General features: G+C 51.0%; 19 protein-coding genes. 6 read left to right on the top strand and 13 right to left on the bottom strand.

The window, feature by feature from the left end:
• The first annotated feature begins 100 nt into the window (after nt 1-100).
• The 6 genes from proB (at nt 101) to mtnB (ending at nt 5,979) form a co-directional block, all read left to right on the top strand.
• On the top strand, nt 101-1,228 hold the full coding sequence (gene proB / locus L3D05_RS02410; protein WP_239614254.1) for a glutamate 5-kinase: 1,128 nt from the start codon (nt 101-103) through the stop codon (nt 1,226-1,228).
• Entirely contained in the window at nt 1,221-2,468 is a 1,248-nt protein-coding gene (locus L3D05_RS02405) for a glutamate-5-semialdehyde dehydrogenase (RefSeq protein WP_239614253.1), read from the top strand. Before proB ends, L3D05_RS02405 begins: the two co-directional genes overlap by 8 nt.
• A 13-nt stretch (nt 2,469-2,481) precedes the next feature.
• Entirely contained in the window at nt 2,482-3,354 is an 873-nt protein-coding gene (gene proC, locus L3D05_RS02400; RefSeq protein WP_239614251.1) for a pyrroline-5-carboxylate reductase, read from the top strand.
• Between the two features lie 62 nt (nt 3,355-3,416).
• A complete protein-coding gene (locus tag L3D05_RS02395) occupies nt 3,417-4,646 on the top strand; it encodes a 2,3-diketo-5-methylthiopentyl-1-phosphate enolase (protein WP_239614249.1) in 1,230 nt (409 codons plus the stop codon).
• Nucleotides 4,643-5,332: a 2-hydroxy-3-keto-5-methylthiopentenyl-1-phosphate phosphatase gene (locus L3D05_RS02390; RefSeq protein WP_239614247.1), complete on the top strand. Its 690-nt coding sequence runs from the start codon at nt 4,643-4,645 to the stop codon at nt 5,330-5,332. The genes L3D05_RS02395 and L3D05_RS02390 overlap by 4 nt, the downstream gene beginning before the upstream one ends.
• Nucleotides 5,329-5,979 carry a methylthioribulose 1-phosphate dehydratase gene (gene mtnB / locus L3D05_RS02385; RefSeq protein ID WP_239614245.1) on the top strand — a complete coding sequence of 217 codons (651 nt, stop codon included), beginning with the start codon at nt 5,329-5,331 and terminating at the stop codon, nt 5,977-5,979. Before L3D05_RS02390 ends, mtnB begins: the two co-directional genes overlap by 4 nt.
• A gap of 111 nt (nt 5,980-6,090) precedes the next feature.
• Here the strand turns inward: mtnB and L3D05_RS02380 are convergent, their stop codons facing one another.
• The 13 genes from L3D05_RS02380 to dinG form a co-directional block, all read right to left on the bottom strand.
• Nucleotides 6,091-6,819, bottom strand: coding sequence for a DnaD domain-containing protein (locus tag L3D05_RS02380; protein ID WP_239614243.1), 729 nt, complete (start codon nt 6,817-6,819; stop codon nt 6,091-6,093).
• 36 nt (nt 6,820-6,855) lie between these two features.
• Nucleotides 6,856-8,148 carry an asparagine--tRNA ligase gene (gene asnS / locus L3D05_RS02375; RefSeq protein WP_239614241.1) on the bottom strand — a complete coding sequence of 431 codons (1,293 nt, stop codon included), beginning with the start codon at nt 8,146-8,148 and terminating at the stop codon, nt 6,856-6,858.
• Between the two features lie 15 nt (nt 8,149-8,163).
• Nucleotides 8,164-9,390 (bottom strand): acetate kinase, encoded by a 1,227-nt coding sequence (locus L3D05_RS02370; protein WP_239614239.1) that lies wholly within the window; start codon nt 9,388-9,390, stop codon nt 8,164-8,166.
• On the bottom strand, nt 9,387-10,259 hold the full coding sequence (locus tag L3D05_RS02365) for a 3-hydroxyacyl-CoA dehydrogenase family protein (protein WP_239614237.1): 873 nt from the start codon (nt 10,257-10,259) through the stop codon (nt 9,387-9,389). Before L3D05_RS02365 ends, L3D05_RS02370 begins: the two co-directional genes overlap by 4 nt.
• A 135-nt stretch (nt 10,260-10,394) precedes the next feature.
• On the bottom strand, nt 10,395-11,603 hold the full coding sequence (locus L3D05_RS02360) for a hypothetical protein (RefSeq protein ID WP_239614236.1): 1,209 nt from the start codon (nt 11,601-11,603) through the stop codon (nt 10,395-10,397).
• Entirely contained in the window at nt 11,603-12,151 is a 549-nt protein-coding gene (locus tag L3D05_RS02355) for an RNA polymerase sigma factor (RefSeq protein ID WP_239614234.1), read from the bottom strand. Before L3D05_RS02355 ends, L3D05_RS02360 begins: the two co-directional genes overlap by 1 nt.
• Before the next feature lie 185 nt (nt 12,152-12,336).
• The gene (locus L3D05_RS02350) at nt 12,337-13,827 is read right to left on the bottom strand and encodes an AAA family ATPase (protein ID WP_239614740.1); all 1,491 of its coding nucleotides are present in this window, start codon (nt 13,825-13,827) and stop codon (nt 12,337-12,339) included.
• Nucleotide 13,828: 1 nt separating this feature from the next.
• Complete coding sequence (locus tag L3D05_RS02345) at nt 13,829-14,392, bottom strand: hypothetical protein (protein WP_239614232.1); 564 nt, start codon at nt 14,390-14,392, stop codon at nt 13,829-13,831.
• Between the two features lie 198 nt (nt 14,393-14,590).
• Entirely contained in the window at nt 14,591-15,409 is an 819-nt protein-coding gene (locus L3D05_RS02340) for a DUF4362 domain-containing protein (RefSeq protein ID WP_239614231.1), read from the bottom strand.
• A 113-nt stretch (nt 15,410-15,522) separates the two neighbouring features.
• On the bottom strand, nt 15,523-16,047 hold the full coding sequence (locus L3D05_RS02335) for a cell wall elongation regulator TseB-like domain-containing protein (protein ID WP_239614229.1): 525 nt from the start codon (nt 16,045-16,047) through the stop codon (nt 15,523-15,525).
• A complete protein-coding gene (locus L3D05_RS02330) occupies nt 16,044-17,348 on the bottom strand; it encodes an amidohydrolase (RefSeq protein ID WP_239614228.1) in 1,305 nt (434 codons plus the stop codon). The genes L3D05_RS02335 and L3D05_RS02330 overlap by 4 nt, the downstream gene beginning before the upstream one ends.
• Nucleotides 17,348-18,001, bottom strand: coding sequence for a redox-sensing transcriptional repressor Rex (locus tag L3D05_RS02325; RefSeq protein ID WP_239614226.1), 654 nt, complete (start codon nt 17,999-18,001; stop codon nt 17,348-17,350). The genes L3D05_RS02330 and L3D05_RS02325 overlap by 1 nt, the downstream gene beginning before the upstream one ends.
• Nucleotides 17,988-20,885 carry an ATP-dependent DNA helicase DinG gene (dinG, locus tag L3D05_RS02320; protein WP_239614225.1) on the bottom strand — a complete coding sequence of 966 codons (2,898 nt, stop codon included), beginning with the start codon at nt 20,883-20,885 and terminating at the stop codon, nt 17,988-17,990. The genes L3D05_RS02325 and dinG overlap by 14 nt, the downstream gene beginning before the upstream one ends.
• Between the last annotated feature and the right edge of the window lie 30 nt (nt 20,886-20,915).

Here is a 20,915-nt window from a genome sequence, read left to right as displayed (position 1 = left end):
GTTTGTAGGCGCCGTCAATGAAGGTGGTACCGCGGAAGTGAATCTCCCGTCCTTTATTTGGGCAGGAGTTTTTTTTATGGCTTGATAAGGGGTTGAACTCATGAGTAAACGTATCGTAGTCAAAATTGGAAGCAGCTCTCTTACTTCAGAAGAAGGTGGACTTAACCGCGAGCAGGTGCGATTTTTCGCTGATGAACTTGCCTCGTTGCATGCCTCAGGGAACCAAGTGTTGCTTGTTACGTCCGGCGCTATCGCGGCTGGCTTTCGCCGTCTCGGTTATGTCGCCAGACCTAAGCTCGTCCATGAGAAACAAGCGGCTGCCGCGGTTGGCCAAGCGTTATTAATGCAAGCTTACCAAGAAGCTCTTATCGCCAGCGGGATAACCGCTGCCCAGATTTTGCTCACGCGGCCGGACTTCAGTAACCGAAGCCGGGCCCAGAACGCGACAAGAACGATCGAAGAGCTGTTGAAACAGCAAGCAATCCCGATCATTAACGAGAACGATACCGTCGCCGTGGATGAGATCAAGTTCGGCGAGAACGACTCCCTATCCGCATTGGTCGCCAATCTCGTAAAGGCAGATGGTCTATTCATCTTAACCGATATGGACGGCGTCTACACGGGAGATCCGCGTAAAACACCGAATGCGGTGCGGATCGAGCGCGTCGAGACTTTGTCCGACGAGTTGTACCGATCCGCCGGCGGTGCCGGGTCATCCGTAGGCACCGGGGGCATGCGTTCCAAGATCGATGCGGCTAGCATTGCCATGCAAGGAGGCGTCCCCCTCTTCGTTGGGCGCGTATCCGAGCCCGGAGATCTCCAGTCCGCCGTGGCGGGTACCGGTAAAGGCACTTATTTCGCTTCCTCCTTGCATTCCTTATCCGCCAAGAAACACTGGGTTGGCTTTCTTTCCGTACCTCAAGGCAAAATCGTCGTGGATTCGGGTGCAGAGGAAGCATTGCTCAACCGGGGGCGCAGCTTACTTCCTGCGGGGATCGTTTCCGTTGACGGAGAATTCCATCCCGGCGAGGTCGTTGAAGTCGTCAATTCGGAAGGCCGGATTCTCGGCCGAGGCGTTACCCATTATGCCGCTTGGCAAATTACGGCAGTAGCCGGATTGACGAGTGAAGAAGCAATGAAACGAATAGACGTTACGCGAAAAGAAGTCATCCACCGCGATGAATGGGTGGCATCGGCGATTATCAAGGAGGCTACTTCCCATGAGTGAAGTCAGAACGAAAGCGAGCGAGGCTAAGAAAGCCGCAGCGGTACTCAATAGGCTTACGACCGCCGAGAAAAACGAAGCATTGCTTCTAATGGCGGAAGCCCTTATCTCCAAACAAGACCAAATTATAGCAGCTAACGAAGAGGATCTCGCACGAGGCCGGGAGCAAGGCACCTCCGCTTCCCTGTTGGATCGGTTAAAGTTAACTCCGGAACGATTGCAAGACATTGCCGATGCGGTGAAGCTTATCGTCGGTTTACCCGATCCCGTCGGAGAGGTTCTGGAAACCATACGCCGTCCGAATGGCCTATATATCGAGAAAAGACGCGTGCCGATTGGCGTCATCGGAATGATCTACGAAGCTAGGCCGAACGTCACCGTCGATGCTGCTTCGCTCTGCTTAAAGACCGGCAATGCCGTCGTTCTTCGCGGAGGATCGGCCGCTCTGTCATCCAATCGAAGCATCATCGCCGTGTTGCAGGAAGCGTTATCCCATTCCGCCATGCCTGCGGATGCCGTGCAGTTAATCGAGGACTCCAATCGTAGTTCCGTTGACGAGATGCTTAAGTTAAACGGATTACTTGACGTCATTATTCCTAGAGGCGGGGCTTCCCTCATTCAGAACGTCGTCCAGAACGCGACGGTTCCCGTCATCGAAACCGGTGCTGGCATTTGCCATACGTACGTCGACGAAACAGGCGATTACGCAATGGCGGAAGCGATTGCTATCAACGCCAAAGCCCAACGCCCTTCCGTATGTAACGCGATGGAAACTTTGCTTCTGCATGAAACGTTCGCACGCACTCACTTAAATAATTTAGCCGAGAAGTTCCGCAGCATCGATGTCGAGCTTAAAGGCTGCGATGCCACCCACGATATCGTTCCTTGGATCGACGCGGCGAACGATGAGAATTATGCCACGGAATATAATGATTACATTTTGAACATCAAAGTGGTAAAGGATTTAGATGAGGCACTGAGTCACATCGGCCGTTTCGGCACCCAGCATTCGGAATGTATCGTCACCGCTAATGCCGCGAATGCGGAACGATTCCTACAGGAAGTAGACGCTGCGGCCGTATATCACAATGCTTCTACTCGCTTCACGGACGGCTTCGAGTTCGGCTTCGGCGCGGAAATAGGCATTAGCACGCAGAAGCTGCACGCTCGGGGACCTATGGGTCTTCCAGCACTAACCTCAACCAAATACCGGGTTATTGGCTCGGGTCAAATCAGAACTTAGGAGTGATCCACTCATGTCCGATACGAACACCTCATCTCTAGGCGGCAATACTCTTTGTTTCTACGGTGCCGGTTCCATGGCCGAGGCGATCTTGCGCGGTCTCGTGGAAGCCAAGCTAACCGATCCGAAGAACATTACCGTCATGAATCGCCAGAACGCGGAGCGCCTTCTGCAGCTTCAACAGCAATACGGCGTCGTACCCGCGACAACGGATGAGTTGAAAACCTCCGCTTTGACCAACGCCGACGTCGTCATTCTAGGCATGAAACCGAAGGATTCCGCCGCTGCCATTAGCGCTTTGAAACCGTTGCTCCGCCCGGATCAGCTAATCATCTCGGTTATCGCCGGTTTATCTATTTCGACAATCCATCAGCTGTTAGGTCGCGGGCAACCCGTCGTCCGCACGATGCCGAATACGTCGAGCACGATCGGTCTTGGCGCGACCGGAATCAGCTTCTCGGAAACCGTGAACGACAATCAGCGGAAGCTTGCCCTCGACATGTTCAATGCCGTCGGCTTGAGCGCCGTCGTCGAAGAGCCGTTGATCGAAGCCGTTAACGGAGTATCCGGAAGCGGCCCCGCCTATGTCTATTATTTGATGGAAGCGATGATCGATGCGGGCGTTCAGCTCGGACTTACTCCGGAAGCCGCTAAAGACCTCACCGTGCAAACCGTGCGCGGCGCGGCAGAGATGGTGATCACAACGGGAGAAAACCCGGGCGAGCTTAGGCGCAAAGTCACATCCCCCAACGGAACGACTCAAGCCGCAATCGAAACGCTGGACCAATTCGCTTTCCAAGAAGGCATGAACAAAGCCATATTGCGTTGCGCGGAGAGAGCACGCGAGATGGGCGACGCGATTCGCGCCGAGGCCGTCAAAGGCTGAATAACCAACCATATTGCCAACTCCCGGTCAAAGCTTAACAATAGAAAGAGGGAAACAACCCGGTGAACTATTCTTATAGCAACGCCACATACCGTCTTTATGACGACAAAGCGGATTTCCATAAAAAAGCGCAAGGCATCGCGGTCGGCTTAACCGTCGGAAGCTGGACCGAGCTTCCGGAAGCAGCCAAGGAACAAATGCAAAAGCACCTCGGTCAAGTCGTATCCGTCCAGGCCCATGAACCTGAGGGCGCGCAGCCCGGCGATCGATACGCCGACATTACGATCGCTTATCCCGACGTGAATTTCAGCCGGGACATTCCCGCTTTCCTCGTGACCGCATTCGGCAAGCTATCCATGGACGGCAAAATCAAACTGATCGATATCGAGCCGTCAGCCGATTTCCTAAGCGCATTCCCTGGACCGAAATTCGGAGTACAGGGCGTTCGCGACCTTCTTGGCGTCCACGATCGCCCGCTAGTGATGAGTATTTTCAAATCGGTCATCGGACATGAACTCGCCAACTTGCGCGAGCAATTTCTACAGCAGGCGCTTGGTGGCGTAGATCTCATTAAAGATGATGAAATCTTGTTCGAGAATCCGCTCACGCCTCTTGAGCAACGGGTAGAAGCCTGCATGAGCGCCGCTCGCGAAGCTGAGCAAATAACCGGACAAAAGCTGCTCTATTTCACGAACTTGACGGGCTCGACGTTCCAACTTAAAGCTAATGCCAAGAGGGCGATCGCCGCTGGAGCGAACGGATTGTTATTTAACGTGCTCGCCTACGGTTTCGATGCGTTGGCGGAGCTTGCGGCGGATCCGGAGATCAATGTTCCGATTGCTGCCCATCCGGCGATGGCCGGAGCGTTCTACCCTTCCCAGCATCACGGAATATCGGCCCCTCTGCTGCTGGGCAAGCTGATGCGAATCGCCGGAGCGGATCTTTCCTTGTTCCCGTCGCCGTACGGATCCGTCGTGATGCCTAAAGCAGAGAACCTTGCGGTCATGGAAGCCTTATTAACTCCGTCGCTTCCGCAGAAAGCCGCTTTCCCGGTCCCATCTGCCGGTATCCATCCCGGACTAGTCCCTCTAATCATGGGAGATTTCGGCCCTGAGGTCGTCGTGAATGCAGGAGGCGGCGTACACGGTCATCCTGGCGGCTCCGCGGCCGGAGGGCAAGCTTTCCGGCAAGCCGTCGATGCCGTCTTGTCCGGTTCCACTCTTGAGCAATTCGCCGTTAATCACGAACAATTACGCATCGCCATAGAACGCTGGGGGGTACGCACATCTTGAGTAATACGACATCGCAGTTTCCTCGTCAACCCGTTTTGTTTTGCGATTTTGACGGAACGATTACGCTAAACGACAATATCGTTGCCCTCATGAAACATTTTAACCCGCCAGGATGGGAGAATATCGTCAAAGATATCCTGAGCGAGAGCAAATCGATTCAACAAGGCGTCGGAGAAATGTTCCAGCTGTTTCCCTCCTCAATGAAAGAGGAAGTCACTTCTTACATTCTCAATAACGCCGGCATCCGTGCAGGGTTTCCCGAGCTGTTAGAATGGTGCAAACAAAATGACGTGCCTTTCTACGTGACGAGCGGCGGCATCGATTTCTTCATCTATCCTTTGCTCAAGCCGTTCGGAATTCCTTCGGACCATATTTATTGCAACGGCAGTAACTTTAGCGGTGACAATATTACGATTACTTGGCCGCACTCCTGCGACGAAGAATGCGATCATGGCGGTTGCGGAATGTGCAAGACGGCAGTTATTCGCCGTTTCCCGACCGATCAATACTACCGCATCTTAATCGGCGATAGCGTAACGGATTTCGCCGGAGCGAAGATCGTGGATCTCGTGTTCTCCCGTTCTCACCTGACGGACAAATGCGAAGAGCTCGACCTGCCGCACATTCCGTTCGATACGTTCCACGATATTATTCAACATCTTGAACAAGGAGGCCGTTCTAAATGAGTTTCGCGAATATTACAACGGAAGAGAAGCAACGGGTCATCGGCGAGCTATCGGCAGTTAAAGCGGATTTCGCAGCGCGCGGCTTCTTCCCGGGAACAAGCGGTAACTTGTCCATGAGGGTAGGCCCATATTCTCCTGATCAGTTTTACTTCGCCGTAACCGCAAGCGGCAAAGACAAATCCAAATCGACACACGAGGATTTCCTGTTCGTTGATCGGAACGGCAACCCTTGCGAGTCGACATCGCTTAAGCCATCCGCGGAAACGGTCATTCACAACGAAATCTACCGATTGACCGGCTGCGGTGCCATATTCCATATCCATTCCGTCTTTAACAGCTTAGTCTCGGAATTGTTCTGGGAACGACGCGCTGTTCCCGTAGAGGGAGTCGAGCTCATTAAAGGGTTGAACATCTGGGAAGAAGAAGCGGTCATTAACATTCCGATCTTGTCTAATTTCACGGAAGTCCCTCGCATCGTTCCCGAGATCGCGGAACGGATAGCGGACCGCATTCCCGGCATTCTCTTGCGGAAGCACGGAATTTACGCTTGGGGACGTGACGCCTTCGAAGCCAAGCGTCACTTGGAAGCGTTCGAATTCCTGTTCGAATACGTGTATCGTTGGCAGCTGCTAACGAATCGCAAATAGTCGTTATACATGCAAAACTCCACTTTACAGCCTGCCCCCACAGCAGGTTATAAAGTGGAGTTTTCAATATCTAATCATCCAACTTCGACTAGCTATCGTCCTCTTGCTTTCCTATCGCCCCGTACGAAACTTCTGCGCATGTAGCCGGGCTTCCTCGACGTTCGTCACGCGGTTACGGCTCCATTCCAATAAGATGCGGTCAATATAGCGAAAATGGAGTTTGCCAGCAAACACGGATTCCTTCAAAGCGAAGCGGATAAGCTCGTCGGGGTATTGGTCCTGATCTAGCCAGCCGTTCATGATCTCGTATTCCGTCGGCGTCAACGGACGGCCGAATTCTTGTTCGAACAATACGAATAGATTGGCATTAACAGCCTTGTGCACGATCGGAACGACGTTGGATGTCTCTGGTTGCTCCCGACGTCCATCTTCTCCCGCTCCGGTCGATTCATTCCCGGATGCGCTGCGCATCGGAAGTTCTCCTGCGGCAAGTAGCTCTCCGACTTTCTGGAACAAACCGGACAGATTATATTTCTCGGACTGAATGCCGGTTTGAGGATCGAACACTTCGTCTATCGTAACCAAACCTTGCTTCATAAGCCTTTGTAAAGATTGGCCCACAAGCGCAGGCGAACAACCGAGTCTCTCCTGAAGCTGCTCGATCGTAGGAAAATCATTCTGCTCCAACTGGCGATAAGCGATCAGATGCAGCAAAAGCATCCCTTCGGTGTCGTTCAGTTTAAGGGCCCGGTAAGTTCGCAGTAGAGCATACGGAATGCTGACGGCTCCGTCCATGTAGGCTTCGGCCATCCCTCTTGCCATAGCATTACGATCGATCATTGCCTGCATTCCTCCTTATGACACGAATAAAGTTAGTTAAGGATATAGTCTGTATAACGTACGTGGAAAAGCGATCGTCTCGCGAACATGTTCCAGTCCGCATATCCAAGCAACCGCTCTCTCCAAACCTAATCCGAATCCGGAATGCGGAACCGATCCGTAACGGCGCAAATCCATGTACCAGCCATAAGCTTCCTCGGAAAGCTCATGCTCATCGAATCGTTGGGCCAATAATTCAGGATCGTCGATACGCTGGGAGCCGCCGATTATCTCTCCATAACCTTCCGGAGCAATCATATCCGCGCATAGGACAACCTCAGGTCGATTAGGATCGGGTTTCATGTAAAAAGCTTTGAAGCTTGCCGGATAGTGGGTAATAAACACCGGACGATCGAATTTCTCGGCGATGGCCGTTTCATGAGGGGCTCCGAAATCTTCTCCCCACGGCAACTTCATCCCGACTTCTTTGAGCAATTCAAGCGCTTCATCGTAAGTGATACGCGGAAACGGCGGAAGTACCCGCTCCAAAGCCGATACATCCCGCTCCAGCACCGCAAGCTCGGCTTTGCAAGTGCTTAGCACTTGACCGACGACATGCGAAATAAATTGTTCTTGGACGTTCAAATTTTGCTCGTGATTAACGAAGGCCATCTCTGGCTCGATCATCCAAAACTCGATGAGATGACGGCGGGTTTTGGATTTCTCCGCGCGGAAAGTCGGCCCGAAAGAATATACTTTACCGAGCGCCATTGCCGCTGCTTCCATGTAGAGCTGACCGCTCTGGGTCAGATAAGCGTCTTCCTCGAAGTATTTGGTATGAAACAAATTGGTCGTTCCCTCGCAGGAGGATGGAGTTAGGACGGGTGGATCGACGAGCGTGAAGCCGCGTTGATCGAAGAAGCCTTGTATGGCTGATATAATGACTGCGCGGATCCGAAGGATCGCACGTTGCCGCGGAGCTCGCAGCCACAGATGGCGATGGTCCATTAAGAAATCGACGCCATGTTCTTTCGGCGTGATCGGGTAGTCTTTGGCAATCTGGATGATCTCGATTCCCGTGACGGACAACTCGTATCCGGAAGGGCTGCGCGGATCTTCCCGTACGATGCCGGTGACGTAGAAGGAGCTTTCCTGCGTTAATTGACCCGCTCGTTCCCATACGGCCTCATCCACTTCCGCCTTCACGAGTACGCCTTGGATGAAACCCATTCCGTCCCGAATTTGCAAAAACTGAATTTTGCCGCTCGATCTCTTGCGAGTAAGCCATCCTCCGAATTTAACGGACTGTCCGACGTAACTTCCGATCGTGGCCAAATCTACCCGTTCCATAACTTAACTCCCTTCTCAAGGCGACTCTGCTTCCTCCGTAGGCCGTGCCAGTACAAGCTGGTAAGTATCTCGTGCGATCAATAACTCTTCGTTCGTAGGTACGACTAAGACGTCTACTGCCGAGTCGTCAGACGTGATTCGTCTTGGTTCGGAAGAACGAACGGCATTACTCGGCTCATCCAGATGAATGCCGAAGAAGGTTAGCCCATTACAAACGGCTTTACGCAACACATCCGAATTTTCCCCGACTCCCGCCGTAAAAATAATCGCATCCACGCCGTCCATCGCGGCGATATAAGCTCCGATGTATTTCCGTATACGATATGTGTACATTTCAAAAGCAAGCTTCGCTTTGTCATTGCCTTCGTTCATGGAATCCACGATTTCGCGCATATCGCTGCTGATACCCGAGACCGCTAGCAACCCGCTATGCTTATTCAGCATGGAGTTCACTTCGTTTAACGTCAATTCCTCTTTGTTAATCGTGTACGGCACGACCGCCGGATCGAGATCGCCGCTACGCGTTCCCATCATCAGCCCTTCAAGTGGAGTCATTCCCATGCTCGTATCGAAAGATTTGCCATGAAGAATCGCCGCACAGCTCGCCCCATTCCCGATATGGCAAGTAATTAGCTTTAGCTCTTCGAGAGGTCGCCCGAGAAATTCCGCCGCGCGTTTACTGACATAATCATGCGATGTACCATGGAAGCCGTATCTGCGGATCTTGTGCTTACGGTACAGTACGGTCGGAATTGCGTACATAAAAGAAGTTGCCGGCATCGTCTGATGAAAGGCTGTATCGAAGACGACTGCTTGAGGAACTTCAGGCAAGTTCGCTTCCACCGCGGCTATACCCATCATGTGAGCAGGGTTGTGAAGCGGCGCAAGATCGAACAGTTTGCGAATTTCCAACTTGACGTTCTGATCTACTAGCACAGAGCGGCTGAACGATTCCCCGCCGTGCACGACGCGATGGCCAACCGCTTGAATATCCTGAATGTTCCGCAATACGCCGAATTTTCGGTGTGTCAGCATGTCCAGCACTTTCCTGATGGCAGTCGTATGGTCGAGAATCTCGCTCACCTCCCGTACTTCCGGTTGGTGATCCACCTCATGGGTCAAAATGGACGAGTCCATTCCGATCCGCTCAACCCTCCCCTTGGCTAAGACGTCTTCCGTCTTCATATTGTAGAGCTGATATTTGAGCGAAGAACTTCCCGCGTTAATAACGAGTATATTCATTTAAGCCGTTCACCATCCTTGTCGTACTTGAAGAATCCTACCCCGCTCTTGATGCCTAACTGCCCTGCGCGAACTTTTTTCTTCAATAGGAACGATGGGCGGTATTTCAATTCGCCGTATTCCCGGAACATCCGATCCAGCGCGGCGAGCACGGAATCTAGCCCGAATCTGTCAGCCATCTCGAGAGGACCGTGCTCGAACCGGTATCCTAGCCTCATCGCGTCGTCAATGTCCTCCGTAGACGCGACGCCTTCCTCCAGTAAATGAAGAGCTTCGTTAATGAGCAAGCAGATCAATCTCGTTGTTACGAATCCCGGAGATTCGTATACCATGACGCCTTTCTTGTCGAGGATCTCATCGATAAAGCTCTTCGTCTTCGTGAACGTTTCATCCGAGGTTTGCAGTCCCCGAATAATTTCCACGACGTCGATCCGAAGTGCCGGATACACGAAGTGCATGCCGATAACACGCTCCGGATATCGACTCGCTCCGGCTAACTCGGTCAAACTCAATGTCGATGTATTGCTGGCGAGTACGGCATGATTCGCAACGATCCCGTCCAGTTCGCGGAATACGTCCATCTTGCTATCCAAGTCCTCGCTTATCGTCTCGATCACAAGCTCGCAATCGGCCAAAAACTGCAAGGAAGTTTCCATATGTATCCGATTTAACGTCAGTTTCTTCTCCGCGGCCGTAATGGCCCAACGTTCCATCTGCCGATCCAAGCTTTGTTCCAGCATTTCCCTCGCCTGCTGCAGCTTCTCGGGCGTTTTCTCAACCAGATGAACGTCCAATCCTTTAACCGCAAGCATTTCCGCAATACTCTGTCCCATTGTTCCCGCGCCCACGACGCCGACGATTTTAAACATGAAGTATGTCCCTCCAGGCTACCAAGTAACACGGCAAAACGCCGTTAAATAAATAATAAGATGAGATCACCCTCGTCCGCATTGAGATTAATCACATTGCGTAGCCAGGGTATTCTCATCTTAACATAATCCGAGCTAATTTGCCGATGCGGCAAACCATTTACTGAACAGCTGTTTCCAGTTCTCGACGTATTTTTCTTGGGTTGCCCATTGAACCATAACGACGGATTCGTTGGCTTGTATAGGCAGCGTTACGGTTTGTTCCCGCATCTCCGCGTCCGATAACCGATAAGGGATCAGCTTGAGGCTGTTATCCGTGACGATAATCGCGACATCTTCGTCTTGAGACGTGTAAGCATCCATCGCTTGCGGTTCTAACCGGCGTATTTCATCCCAGGACAGAGCAATTGGATCGTCCTTCACGATGGCTTTCGTTAATTGAACGGAAAGCGTTGGCCAGTCATGCAAGTCTTGTAACGTAGTCGGCCTTGATACCGATACGGATTGCTTGGCTACCCAATTGCCCGTATCCCTAGCGATAACCCATTGATTAACATCCTCTTCGGCGGTATTCGTGCCAAGAGCCTGGGCTAGAGAGTAGTTTCCGTCTTTTAATGCGTTAACATCATCCACGCGCACTTCCGGCGCAAGATTTGATACCTCATTGACCCAAGCTTCGCTACGTTCGACGGGCTGCCCCTCTTCATTCACGTTCGTGGTTTGAAGGATCGACACGTATTTGTTGCCCGCGTACAGCAGCTTCTCGGTTCTTCGTAGTTGAACAGGAGCAACTGTAACGCTCGATTCGAGTTTCCTGATTCCAGACTTCAACGCTTCGAGCGTTTGATCTCCCTTACCACGAGCATCCGGTACAGCTTCGATTTTCCAGAAATTCGTTTTGTAAGGCATCCATATCCCTTCGCCGCTCCTAAAGAAGGTCAACTTGTCGTTCTCGGGCGCAACCAAGATCGTCCGGTAAGTACTGCTCGATGTCCCGCTTTGATCGTTGTCTAACCGAAGGCCGATCACGACAGCGGAATGAGGAATCGGGTTAATCTCGCGCTCGGGGGATGCAGGCTGGCTAGCGGAAGCTTGCTCCGTGGAGAGAGCTTCCATTTTGTTGGCATCTCCCGTGAAGCTCTTCCAGCTCCACAATCCGACTGCAACGGCTAAGATCAACAGGAATGAAGCGCTGAGAGTTCCCCAACGGATGAATAACGGACTCATCGTCTTGCGCTTCGGTTTATCTAGATTTTCGTTAATCCTTCGGCGTAAATTCTCATCGAATCCATTGCGAATGAGCGGACCGCGCTTGAGTTGGTCAAATAAATCCTTATCATCCATCAGCGGCTCGCCTCCTTCATTTTGGATAATTTTTGCCGAGCGTGGAACATTCGGGATTTCACGGTTCCTTCCGTAACATCAAGCACTTGGGCAATTTCTTTTAATGATAGCTGATTATGCGCGTATAAGATAATCACTTCCCGATATTTCTTTGGCAGTTCCAACACCATTCTCCACATGTCATTCACGACCGAATTTTCCACGACGTCCTGCTCGACGGAATGACGTTCCCCATATTCCTCAACCACGTCCGACAAAGTCACTTTTCGGAAAAACGCGGATCTCTGGAAATCGATCGCTGTGTTCCGAGTAATCGTCAACAGCCACGTTTTGACCGAAGCGTCCCTGCGAAAGGCATGCATATTGCGATAGACTTTAATAAACACCTCTTGCACGATGTCGTCAGCCATATCCCACTTGCGAGTAATGCTATAGGCGTAATTCCATACATCCTTCCCGTATGCCGTCATTAATTCATTCAGCAAACCTTTGTTGTCATCACTCTCAACCATATATTTAAGGAAATCGAAATTGCGCTGGGACTCCAATGTTGCCACCTCTATTCCATTTAGACGATTCAAATAGACACTAAGTTCAATGCTATCATATTTATTCTTAAATTTCCTGCTAACAATCTTGCGAAAACCTTAAGAAAACATTAAGAGGACAATGACAAAAGGGATGAAGAAGGGTAATCCCTCTCCATCCCTTAATCTAATTCCTATTCGGTTGATCAAGCTGCGCGCTCCTGCAAAATATCGCGAAGCTGCTTGCCGGACAACGTCTCTTCCCGAATCAAATGGTCCAACAACTGCGAGAAAGATTGTTTATGCTTACCAAGCAGCTCTCTGGTCCGATCGGTCAACTCATTGAGGATTTTCCCGTTCTCCTCGGACCATTGTTGTTGGGTCAATGCCTGCGGATGAATGATGCCAAGCTCCGACATGCCGGATTCGATCATCGTCCGCACGATATTCGTCGCTTGCTCGAAGTCTCCTCTGGAGCCGGTGCTCCGTCCGCCGTAAAATATTTCTTCCGCTACGGCTCCGCCTAATGCGATCATGATCTGCTCCTCCAGAACCGCCAACGTGTAAAGATAATGGTCCTGCTGCGGATGATGCCGAACGTAACCCAGTGCTTGACCGCGCGGAGTAAGAGACACTTGCGCGACGCTTTTAGGGCGTAAGTTCTCGGCGACGATCGCATGGCCGAGCTCGTGAATCGCAACTCTTTCCCGCTCTTCGCGAGTCGTTTCCCGATCCATCCGTTCTCCCATCATCACCTTATCGATCGCTTGGGACAGATTGGCGGCTGTAATCGCGTCCGATTCGTCTCTCATAGCGTAGATCGCGGCTTCATTCATGACGCTTTCGAGCTGCGCACCGGAAAATCCGAAAGTCTCATCCGCCACTTTGCCTAGCGATACCCCTTCCGCGATCGGTTTGTTACGGGCATGAAGCTTAAGAATATGTTCCCTTGCCGATTTATCCGGCAAATCCACTTGAATTTGCCTGTCGAAGCGTCCGGGACGCATAAGCGCCGAGTCCAGCAACTCCTTACGGTTAGTCGCGGCGATCAGAAGCACGCGCACGCTCTCGTCCCCTTGCACGCCATCCATCTCCGTCAACAATTGGTTAAGCGTCTGATCGTATTCCCTTTGTTGTCCGCCATCCCTCTTGCCGCCGATTCCATCAATTTCGTCTATGAAGATAATCGCGCTATTGCGTTTCAATTTCACGGCCTGTTGGCGAGCTTCTTTGAACAAATCGCGGATTCTTCCCGCACCGACCCCGACGTACATTTCTACGAATTCACTACCAGAAGCGGCAATAAAAGCCGAGTGGGTATACTGTGCAGCCGCTTTCGCTAGCAACGTTTTCCCTGTTCCCGGAGGACCCGTCAATAAAATGCCTTTCAGCGGGCGAATGCCAAGCTTCTGAATTTTGTCGCGATGCACGAGGAAATCCAATGCTTCCGTCAATTCGCGCTTTGGTTGATCTTGGCCGCCGATATCGTCGAAGGTCAGAAACTCGGGTTTTCGGGCAACCGTCTTCTTGCCTGCCGCTCCCATAGCTAATCCGCCGCGGTTACGAGTAAACAAGAAGATAGCCCCGAACATTACCAAACCCATGATCATAATAGCCGGAGGCAAACCAACGTATAATAAAAATACAAGTATGACGACGATAGCCCCAAGAGCCATTTCTTTGCCGTAGGTACTTATTTTACGCATTAGGCCACGCTCCTAACATTGCAGGTTGTCGAGGCAACACCACATACTTCGCAGCATCTCCGTCATGCATCGAAATATAGACATTATCCTCGTCCATATCCGTCGTCACTGTTACCCCGGGAAATTGCTCCGAGAGCTTAGACATCGTATCCCTTATTCCGGAATATTTGCGGTTTTCCATTGATTCCGCTACGTTGAATAACGCATAGCTCCACACTTTATCCAGACGGGCATTGCTCTGAGAAGTAACGGAAGTATCCGTTGCTGCCGCCGTTGCCGAGAGCTCAAGCTCTTTGTTTCCTATCTCGCTTGCCCCTTTATTCTTAATTAGACGATACACGTCACCGAGATTCGCGTCTGAGGCAAGTTTCACTTTAATATCCACATGTCCGTTAGACATTACGACCTTAGCGGATTCAACGCCCTCAATCGAATTAGCGACTCGGTCTAACGGTTGCTCGACTCCGTAATGGCGGTATGTGAACCATCCACCGAATAAAATTGCGGCCGTAAGCGCCGCGGTTATCGTTAAAGGTATTATTTTTATTTTTTTCATTTTTCGCCGATCCCCCTATGATGATCTTGGATTTGTGTAACTGGGACTGGTCAGTATTGGTCAAAGTAATGGCACAACGTTTCCGATCTGGCTGCTGAGTACATATACGAGTATATCAGCTTTTGATAGACGAATCGTTAGACGATGAATGGAAAATAAACAAAAAAACGCCTGACGGCGTTATTGTGCGATACGAGCTTACATATAAACTCCTTGTACGTCAGGCAAACTTTTGTAGTCCTCGCGATTCATTATGATTCCCTTAATCTCATTCAAAATTTCATTCATCGCTTGTCCATCCTCGCTCTGATCGCAATCCGACCAGCGATATTCGCGAATTCCGCTGTTGATGAAAACCTTCAAGTAATAGGATTCGTGCGGTTTCTGATTACATGTGGCTTGCAGCTGCTTCTCCCCAAGGTAATTCATCAGCACCATTTTTCTATATATCGTCTGAAGCTCGTCCGTCGTTAGCTCAAAGTCGGTAAGCGTGGCGGTTTCTCCATTTTGCAAATCCTTGACGAGCTTACGTTGTTCCGTGTCTACTTCGTTTTTTTCGTTTACGCCATAATTCATTATGAACCCAAAGCGATCTTGCTTGCGAACGTCGAAGGCAAGGTAAAGAATTTCCTGCTCCTGGTTAGTACCGGAACATCCGGTTAATACAAACGCCAGTTCCGTAGCAGATTCTTTCCTTGTGAGATTGTCGCAGGTACTCTTAGTGATGCTACCGCTTCCGAACTTGTCCTCGGTCGTGTCATACTTGAAATCGATTTGTCCGTTTTTCAATGATAAATCGTAATAGATAGGATCCCCTTCAATCGTATAACGTACAACTCGGATTGAAGCTGGTTCGCCTTGATTGGCATGCTGAATAAACTGTTCCATTCGATCTAGATGCTGAACGTTTCCATGAATATCGATCACATCACCCATTGAACCTCTATTGGAGAGATCGTTACTACAAGCGGATAAGATCGTTATCGCCGATAGGAGAACCAATAATAACCTATTCATTTGCGACACCTCCAACCTATAGACGAACAAAACCGCATAATGTTCCAGTTAATAACAAAAAAATCGCCAATTGCCCCAGCTCTAAAGCAGGACAACCGGCGACACTTGTTTTTTTATTGACTGGATAACACATACGTCTTCAGAACGCGGCCGTCTTCGAAGGAATAGAAATCGAGCGATTGATATTGCTTGCTCTTCTCGCTCCAATATCGAATTTCCCAAGCGGGCTGATCCATAAACCAACCCGGGATAATCCGAATCGGATCCCCCGAGTGCTCTTGAGAAAATTTCGCCAGCATCTGCTTCTCGGACACGTTCTCACTAACCTTTTTCCGAATGAGCTCGTCTTTGCGTTCCCAGACCATCCACGTTTCGCCTGCGGAATCATTTCCCGTCACGATCCACACCGTTTCGTCCCATGTATGGGGGGACGACTTGGAAATTTCAACCAATCCGCCTTGCTCCTTGGCGATGCGAATCGCTCTGTTCTCGCCATTGCGATACTCCGAATCAGCCGAACGTACGAACAAGACGATAGACACTATAACGAATAAGATAAATCCCGCCAAGATGACGATCCACCTTCCGAGCGAAAGGGACGGGATCTTCCGTTGACCTTCACTGCGGCTTAAGTTCATCCCCGTAACCTCTGGAAGCAACGTTCCGCTTCGGCGAGAATTTTCTCTTCGTCTAACGTCAATAATTGGCCGTCTTTAAGCAGTTGCTTGCCGTCTACCCATACATGCGCGACATCCGAGCCTCTCGAGGCATACGCCAAATGAGAAATATAATCTGTATGCGGCACATAATGAGGCTTAGCGATCGAAAGCGCTATGAAATCCGCCTTCATTCCAGCCTTCAACTGCCCCGTGACGCCACCTAATCCGATAGCTTGAGCTCCATATACCGTTCCCATGCGAAGCGCTTCGTTAGCCGGAATGACCGTCGGATCTCCCGATACTCCTTTGTGAAGCAACGCGGCCATAGAAATTTCTTGGAACAGATCGAGATTATTGTTGCTCGCCGCACTATCCGTACCTAGCGCGACCGTTACTCCCGCCTTCAACAAATCCGGTACTCTTGCTACTCCGCTCGCTAGCTTGAGGTTGCTGACCGGGTTATGGGAAACCGCGACTTTGCGTTCAGCGAGCAATGCGATTTCTTCATCGGTCAAGTGAACGGCATGCGCCACTAACGTCGGACGGCTGAACATGCCTAACCGATCCAGATGCTCAACCGGACGATAGCCGTAGTCTCTTACGTTCTGTTCCACTTCCGCTAGCGTCTCTGACATATGCGTATGCATCGGCAAGTCCAGATCATGGGCCGCCTCGACGAATTTCAAAATGTAATCCGGAGGGCAAGTATACGGCGCATGAGGGGAGATCATCACGCTGATGCGTCCGTCCGCTGCCCCGTGCCAGTCTTTAGCGAATTGAATCGCCTCGGCAAGCTTGGCATTCTGAACGTCTTCCGGACATAATCCGATAACGCCTCTCGTCAAGCTAGCCCGAAGTCCGGATTGTTCAACGACCTCGGCAACGCGATGCATGTGATCGTACATATCCACGAACGATGTCGTCCCGCTCTTGATCATCTCCGCGGCTGCCAACGACGAACCCCAGTACACATCGTCTCCCGTAAACTTAGCCTCGGTTGGCCACATATGATTTTGTAGCCAATCCTGCAATGCCAGATCATCCGCCAAACCGCGAAGCAAAGACATTGCGGCGTGGCCATGCGTATTGACCAATCCCGGCATGAACAATAGTCCGCTGCCATCCATCAATTCTGTAGCGATTGCTACTTCGTGCTCGGGGGCGGCGCCTTGTCCTAGAGCAGCAATCCGATTTCCTTCGATGGCCATCCAGCCTTGAAATTGAGGTAATTGTTCATCCATCGTTACGAAATTTCCATTTTTAATTAGCAGACGAGTCATTAGGCTTCGTTCCCTTCCTTAGTTCCGTTTATCGTATCCATATAATAAGCTAGGCTGAGCAATTCCGCGGTGAAATCCGCATTGTGAATTCTTACGCCAGGCGAAGCCTTCAGCACTACTGGGGCAAAATTCAAAATCCCGCGAATGCCCGCTGCCACGAATTGATCCGCCACATTTTGAGCTTCCGCCGCGGGTACCGTAATAATGCCGACGGAGATGTCCAGTTGTTTGACGGAATCCGTAAGCTCTTGCATCGGCTGTACGGTCAATCGATTGATGAGAGTCCCTTTCTTACTCGTGTCCGCATCGAATACGGCGACGATCTTCATATTATCTTTGATATACGTATTGTAGTTGCATAAAGCGCGGCCCAAGTTACCCGTGCCGACCAATGCGACGTTCATCGTTTTATCCAGTTTAAGAATTTGGCGAATTTTTTCGATGAGATAATCCACGTTATAGCCGACGCCCTTGCGTCCGAACTCTCCGAAATAAGCAAGATCCTTGCGAATTTGGGCGGGATTCAGATCCAGCTTCTCTCCTAGCTCTTGGGAAGAAACCGTCTGTATGTTACTTAGACTTAGCTCATTAAGAAATCGTAAATAAATCGGGAGCCTTCTAACGACTGCTTCGGATATTTTAATGGGTTTCATGCGTCTCTCCCTCTTCTTGAACGGCAACGGGTGCTAACCAAGAATTGATTCTTGCGGACATAGCCGCGGTCGGCAAATGTTCCATCTTCGGACCGGGTAAGGAATACAAAAAATATTTACCGTAATTCGTATCGATGACCCTGGTGTCGTAGAGAATAACGATTCCCCGATCGGTAGCCGTACGTACGAGTCGACCGAAGCCTTGTTTAAAGCGGATTACCGCTTGGGGGAGCGAGAGCTTCATGAACGGATTTTTGTTCTCCGCCAGCAGTTTCTCCGACTTGGCTTCCGCAACCGGATGGTTCGGCGGTTGGAAAGGAAGCCGAACAATGGCTAGGCAAGTCAGCGCGTCTCCCGGAAGATCGATTCCTTCCCAGAAGCTGCTAGTCCCAAGCAACACCGATAAGGGCTGCTTCACGAATTGCTGCGTAAGCCGGCTGCGGCTCCCGCCGTCCATTCCCTGACCTAACACTTGAATGCCGCTGGATTCCAGCCGCTCCTTAAGCGGGCCATAGACGGTCTTAAGCATGCGGTGAGAGGTGAACAATACGAGCATACGACCGCCGACCGTCTGTGCCATTTCCTGCAAGGAATCGACTAACGCGCTTACAAACACCGATTCCCCGTCACGGCCTTTAATTCCCGGAAAATCTCTCGGAATCAGCACGAGCGCTTGGTCTCTATAACGGAAAGGCGATGGAAGCATCGCCGTCTTCAGTCGACCGCCTTTCTCCGCTTCGTCTAGCCCTAATTGTTCCGTCACATAACGGAACGATTTATCGATCGTAAGAGTTGCGGAGGTCATGATGACGCTGGATTTGCGATCGAACACGCCCTCTTTAAGAAGTGCGCTTACATCGGCAGGCACGCCGTATACCCAGACCGACCTGCCTCTGTACTGCGTATGGGCTTCGACCCAATAGACGAATTCGGGCCTGCCCAACGTGACGAAGGATTGCGTATCCGATCTAACCGTAGATAAGTCTTTCACTACGCCGTTCAGATCCGTCAGCATTCCCTGCATGCTGAGCTCTTCCGCCTCTTCTCTGATTTCTGCCGATAATTTCTCCAACGGTCGAATAAGATCCGATAATAGCTGAATCACGTTATGACCGTCCACGGAAACGTTATCCCATAGTGCAGGCAATTCCGCTGGTTTAAGCCTTAAAGTGAGATTGCCGGTTTCATCGGCTGACGCATTGGCCGCGAGCAATTGGAACAAAGCTTCCATCCAACGTTCCCAAGCCTCTCTGATTTCATGGACTTTAGGAACGAGCAACTCCAGCTTTTCCGTCCATGCCCCTGAATCTCCGGTACCGAGCGAGGATACCGAGCTAATGAGCTGCGGCAACAACCCCGTTCTCGCATCCTTCCATACTCGCTGCAAGGGCAGAGCCAACGACGAATGCCCCGTTTTCTGGCCAAGATGATGGCTCGCCACTTCTTCTAGATGGTGGGCTTCATCTACGACCAATCGATCATACGCCGGGAGAAGGCGATGCTCCGCCCGCAAATCGGTGAATAACAAGGCATGATTCGTAATAATCAAATCCGATTTGCCCGCTTCTTGCCTTGCCCGATGGTAAAAGCATCTTCTGAACCAAGGACAAGCCCGGTTCAGGCAAGAAGCCGCGTCGCTCGATACCGCATCCCACTCGTCTTTATTGCGCCCCCCGACGTTAAGCTCTTCGGATTCCCCTCTTGTCGTCTCTCCTAACCATACGGTCATTCCTCCGCGGGTTACCGCCTCTTCCCGGCTCATGGCGTAATCGGGGATTTGCTGCCTGTTCTCGAACTTTCTCAAGCAGAGATAATTGCTCCGCCCCTTGAACACCGAAGCTCGAAAAGGAACCGGCAACGCCTTGTGCAGCAACGGCAAGTCTCGTTCGCGTAGTTGCTCCTGAAGCTGGATCGTGTGCGTGCTGACGACAACTTTCTTATTTTCCTTCAACCCGTAATAGAGAGACGGTAGTAAGTATCCTAGCGATTTGCCTGTTCCTGTTCCCGCTTCGACAAGCAGATGGGAATCGTCTTGCAGAGCGCCGAACACTTCTTGGAACATGATGTCTTGGCCTTCCCTCGTTTCGTATCCGGGGAACAGCTCTTTCAAATTGGATTGCACGGCCGATAAGTACTGCTCGAAATCCATTTCCTTTAGCAGCTCTGCAGCTTCGTTGTCCTCGTCCGAACGATTCAGACCCGATTCTTCTCCCCAGTCTCCAACGTTCATGGCGAATTGGCGGAAGTGGTGCACGTCGTCCTCTGACAACATCGGTTGCATTTCTCTCCAAGCAATGGTGTCTGCGATCAGCCAGCCCAAATCATTGCGATCGGGGTCAAACATGGCGCCCAATCTCTGTAAAGTAAATAGAGGAAGCGATCGGAGCTTACTCAAACCTATCAGAAAAAGCTCGGCCGTCGCAAGAGCATCACTATCCGCTTGATGGGGACGGTCATGCGTGATTCCCAGTGCGTGGGTAAGCGAGGTTAGAGCATGCGAAGGCTGCGTAGGATAGAGCAACCTGGACAAGTCCAACGTATCCAGCATCCTTCCGGAGAAGGGCAAATAGCCGCTCTTATCCAAGGCGGCTTGTAGGAAATGCGCATCGAATTCTATGTTATGGCCAACTAGAATAACATCCTGCAACATAGGAACAATATCGTTTAGCATATCTTCAAGTTCTGGCGCCGATGCAACGTCTTCGTTGCGAATGCCGGTCAAGCGCGTAATTTCCTCGGGAATCGGCTTGCTTGGCCGCACGAAGCTTGAATACGTGGAACAAACGGCACCCGCTTCGTCGATAATCGCGAGTCCCGTTTGTATGATTTCATCTTTGTCGGACGACATGCCCGTTGTTTCAAAATCGAGCACGGCAAATTTCATTCCTGACTTCCTTTCCTTCCGGTACGGGCG

The organism is Cohnella mopanensis (assembly GCF_022352055.1).
In the GTDB taxonomy this organism is placed as follows: Bacteria; Bacillota; Bacilli; order Paenibacillales; family Paenibacillaceae; genus Cohnella; species Cohnella mopanensis.
This window is presented reverse-complemented; position numbering and strand designations above follow the sequence as displayed.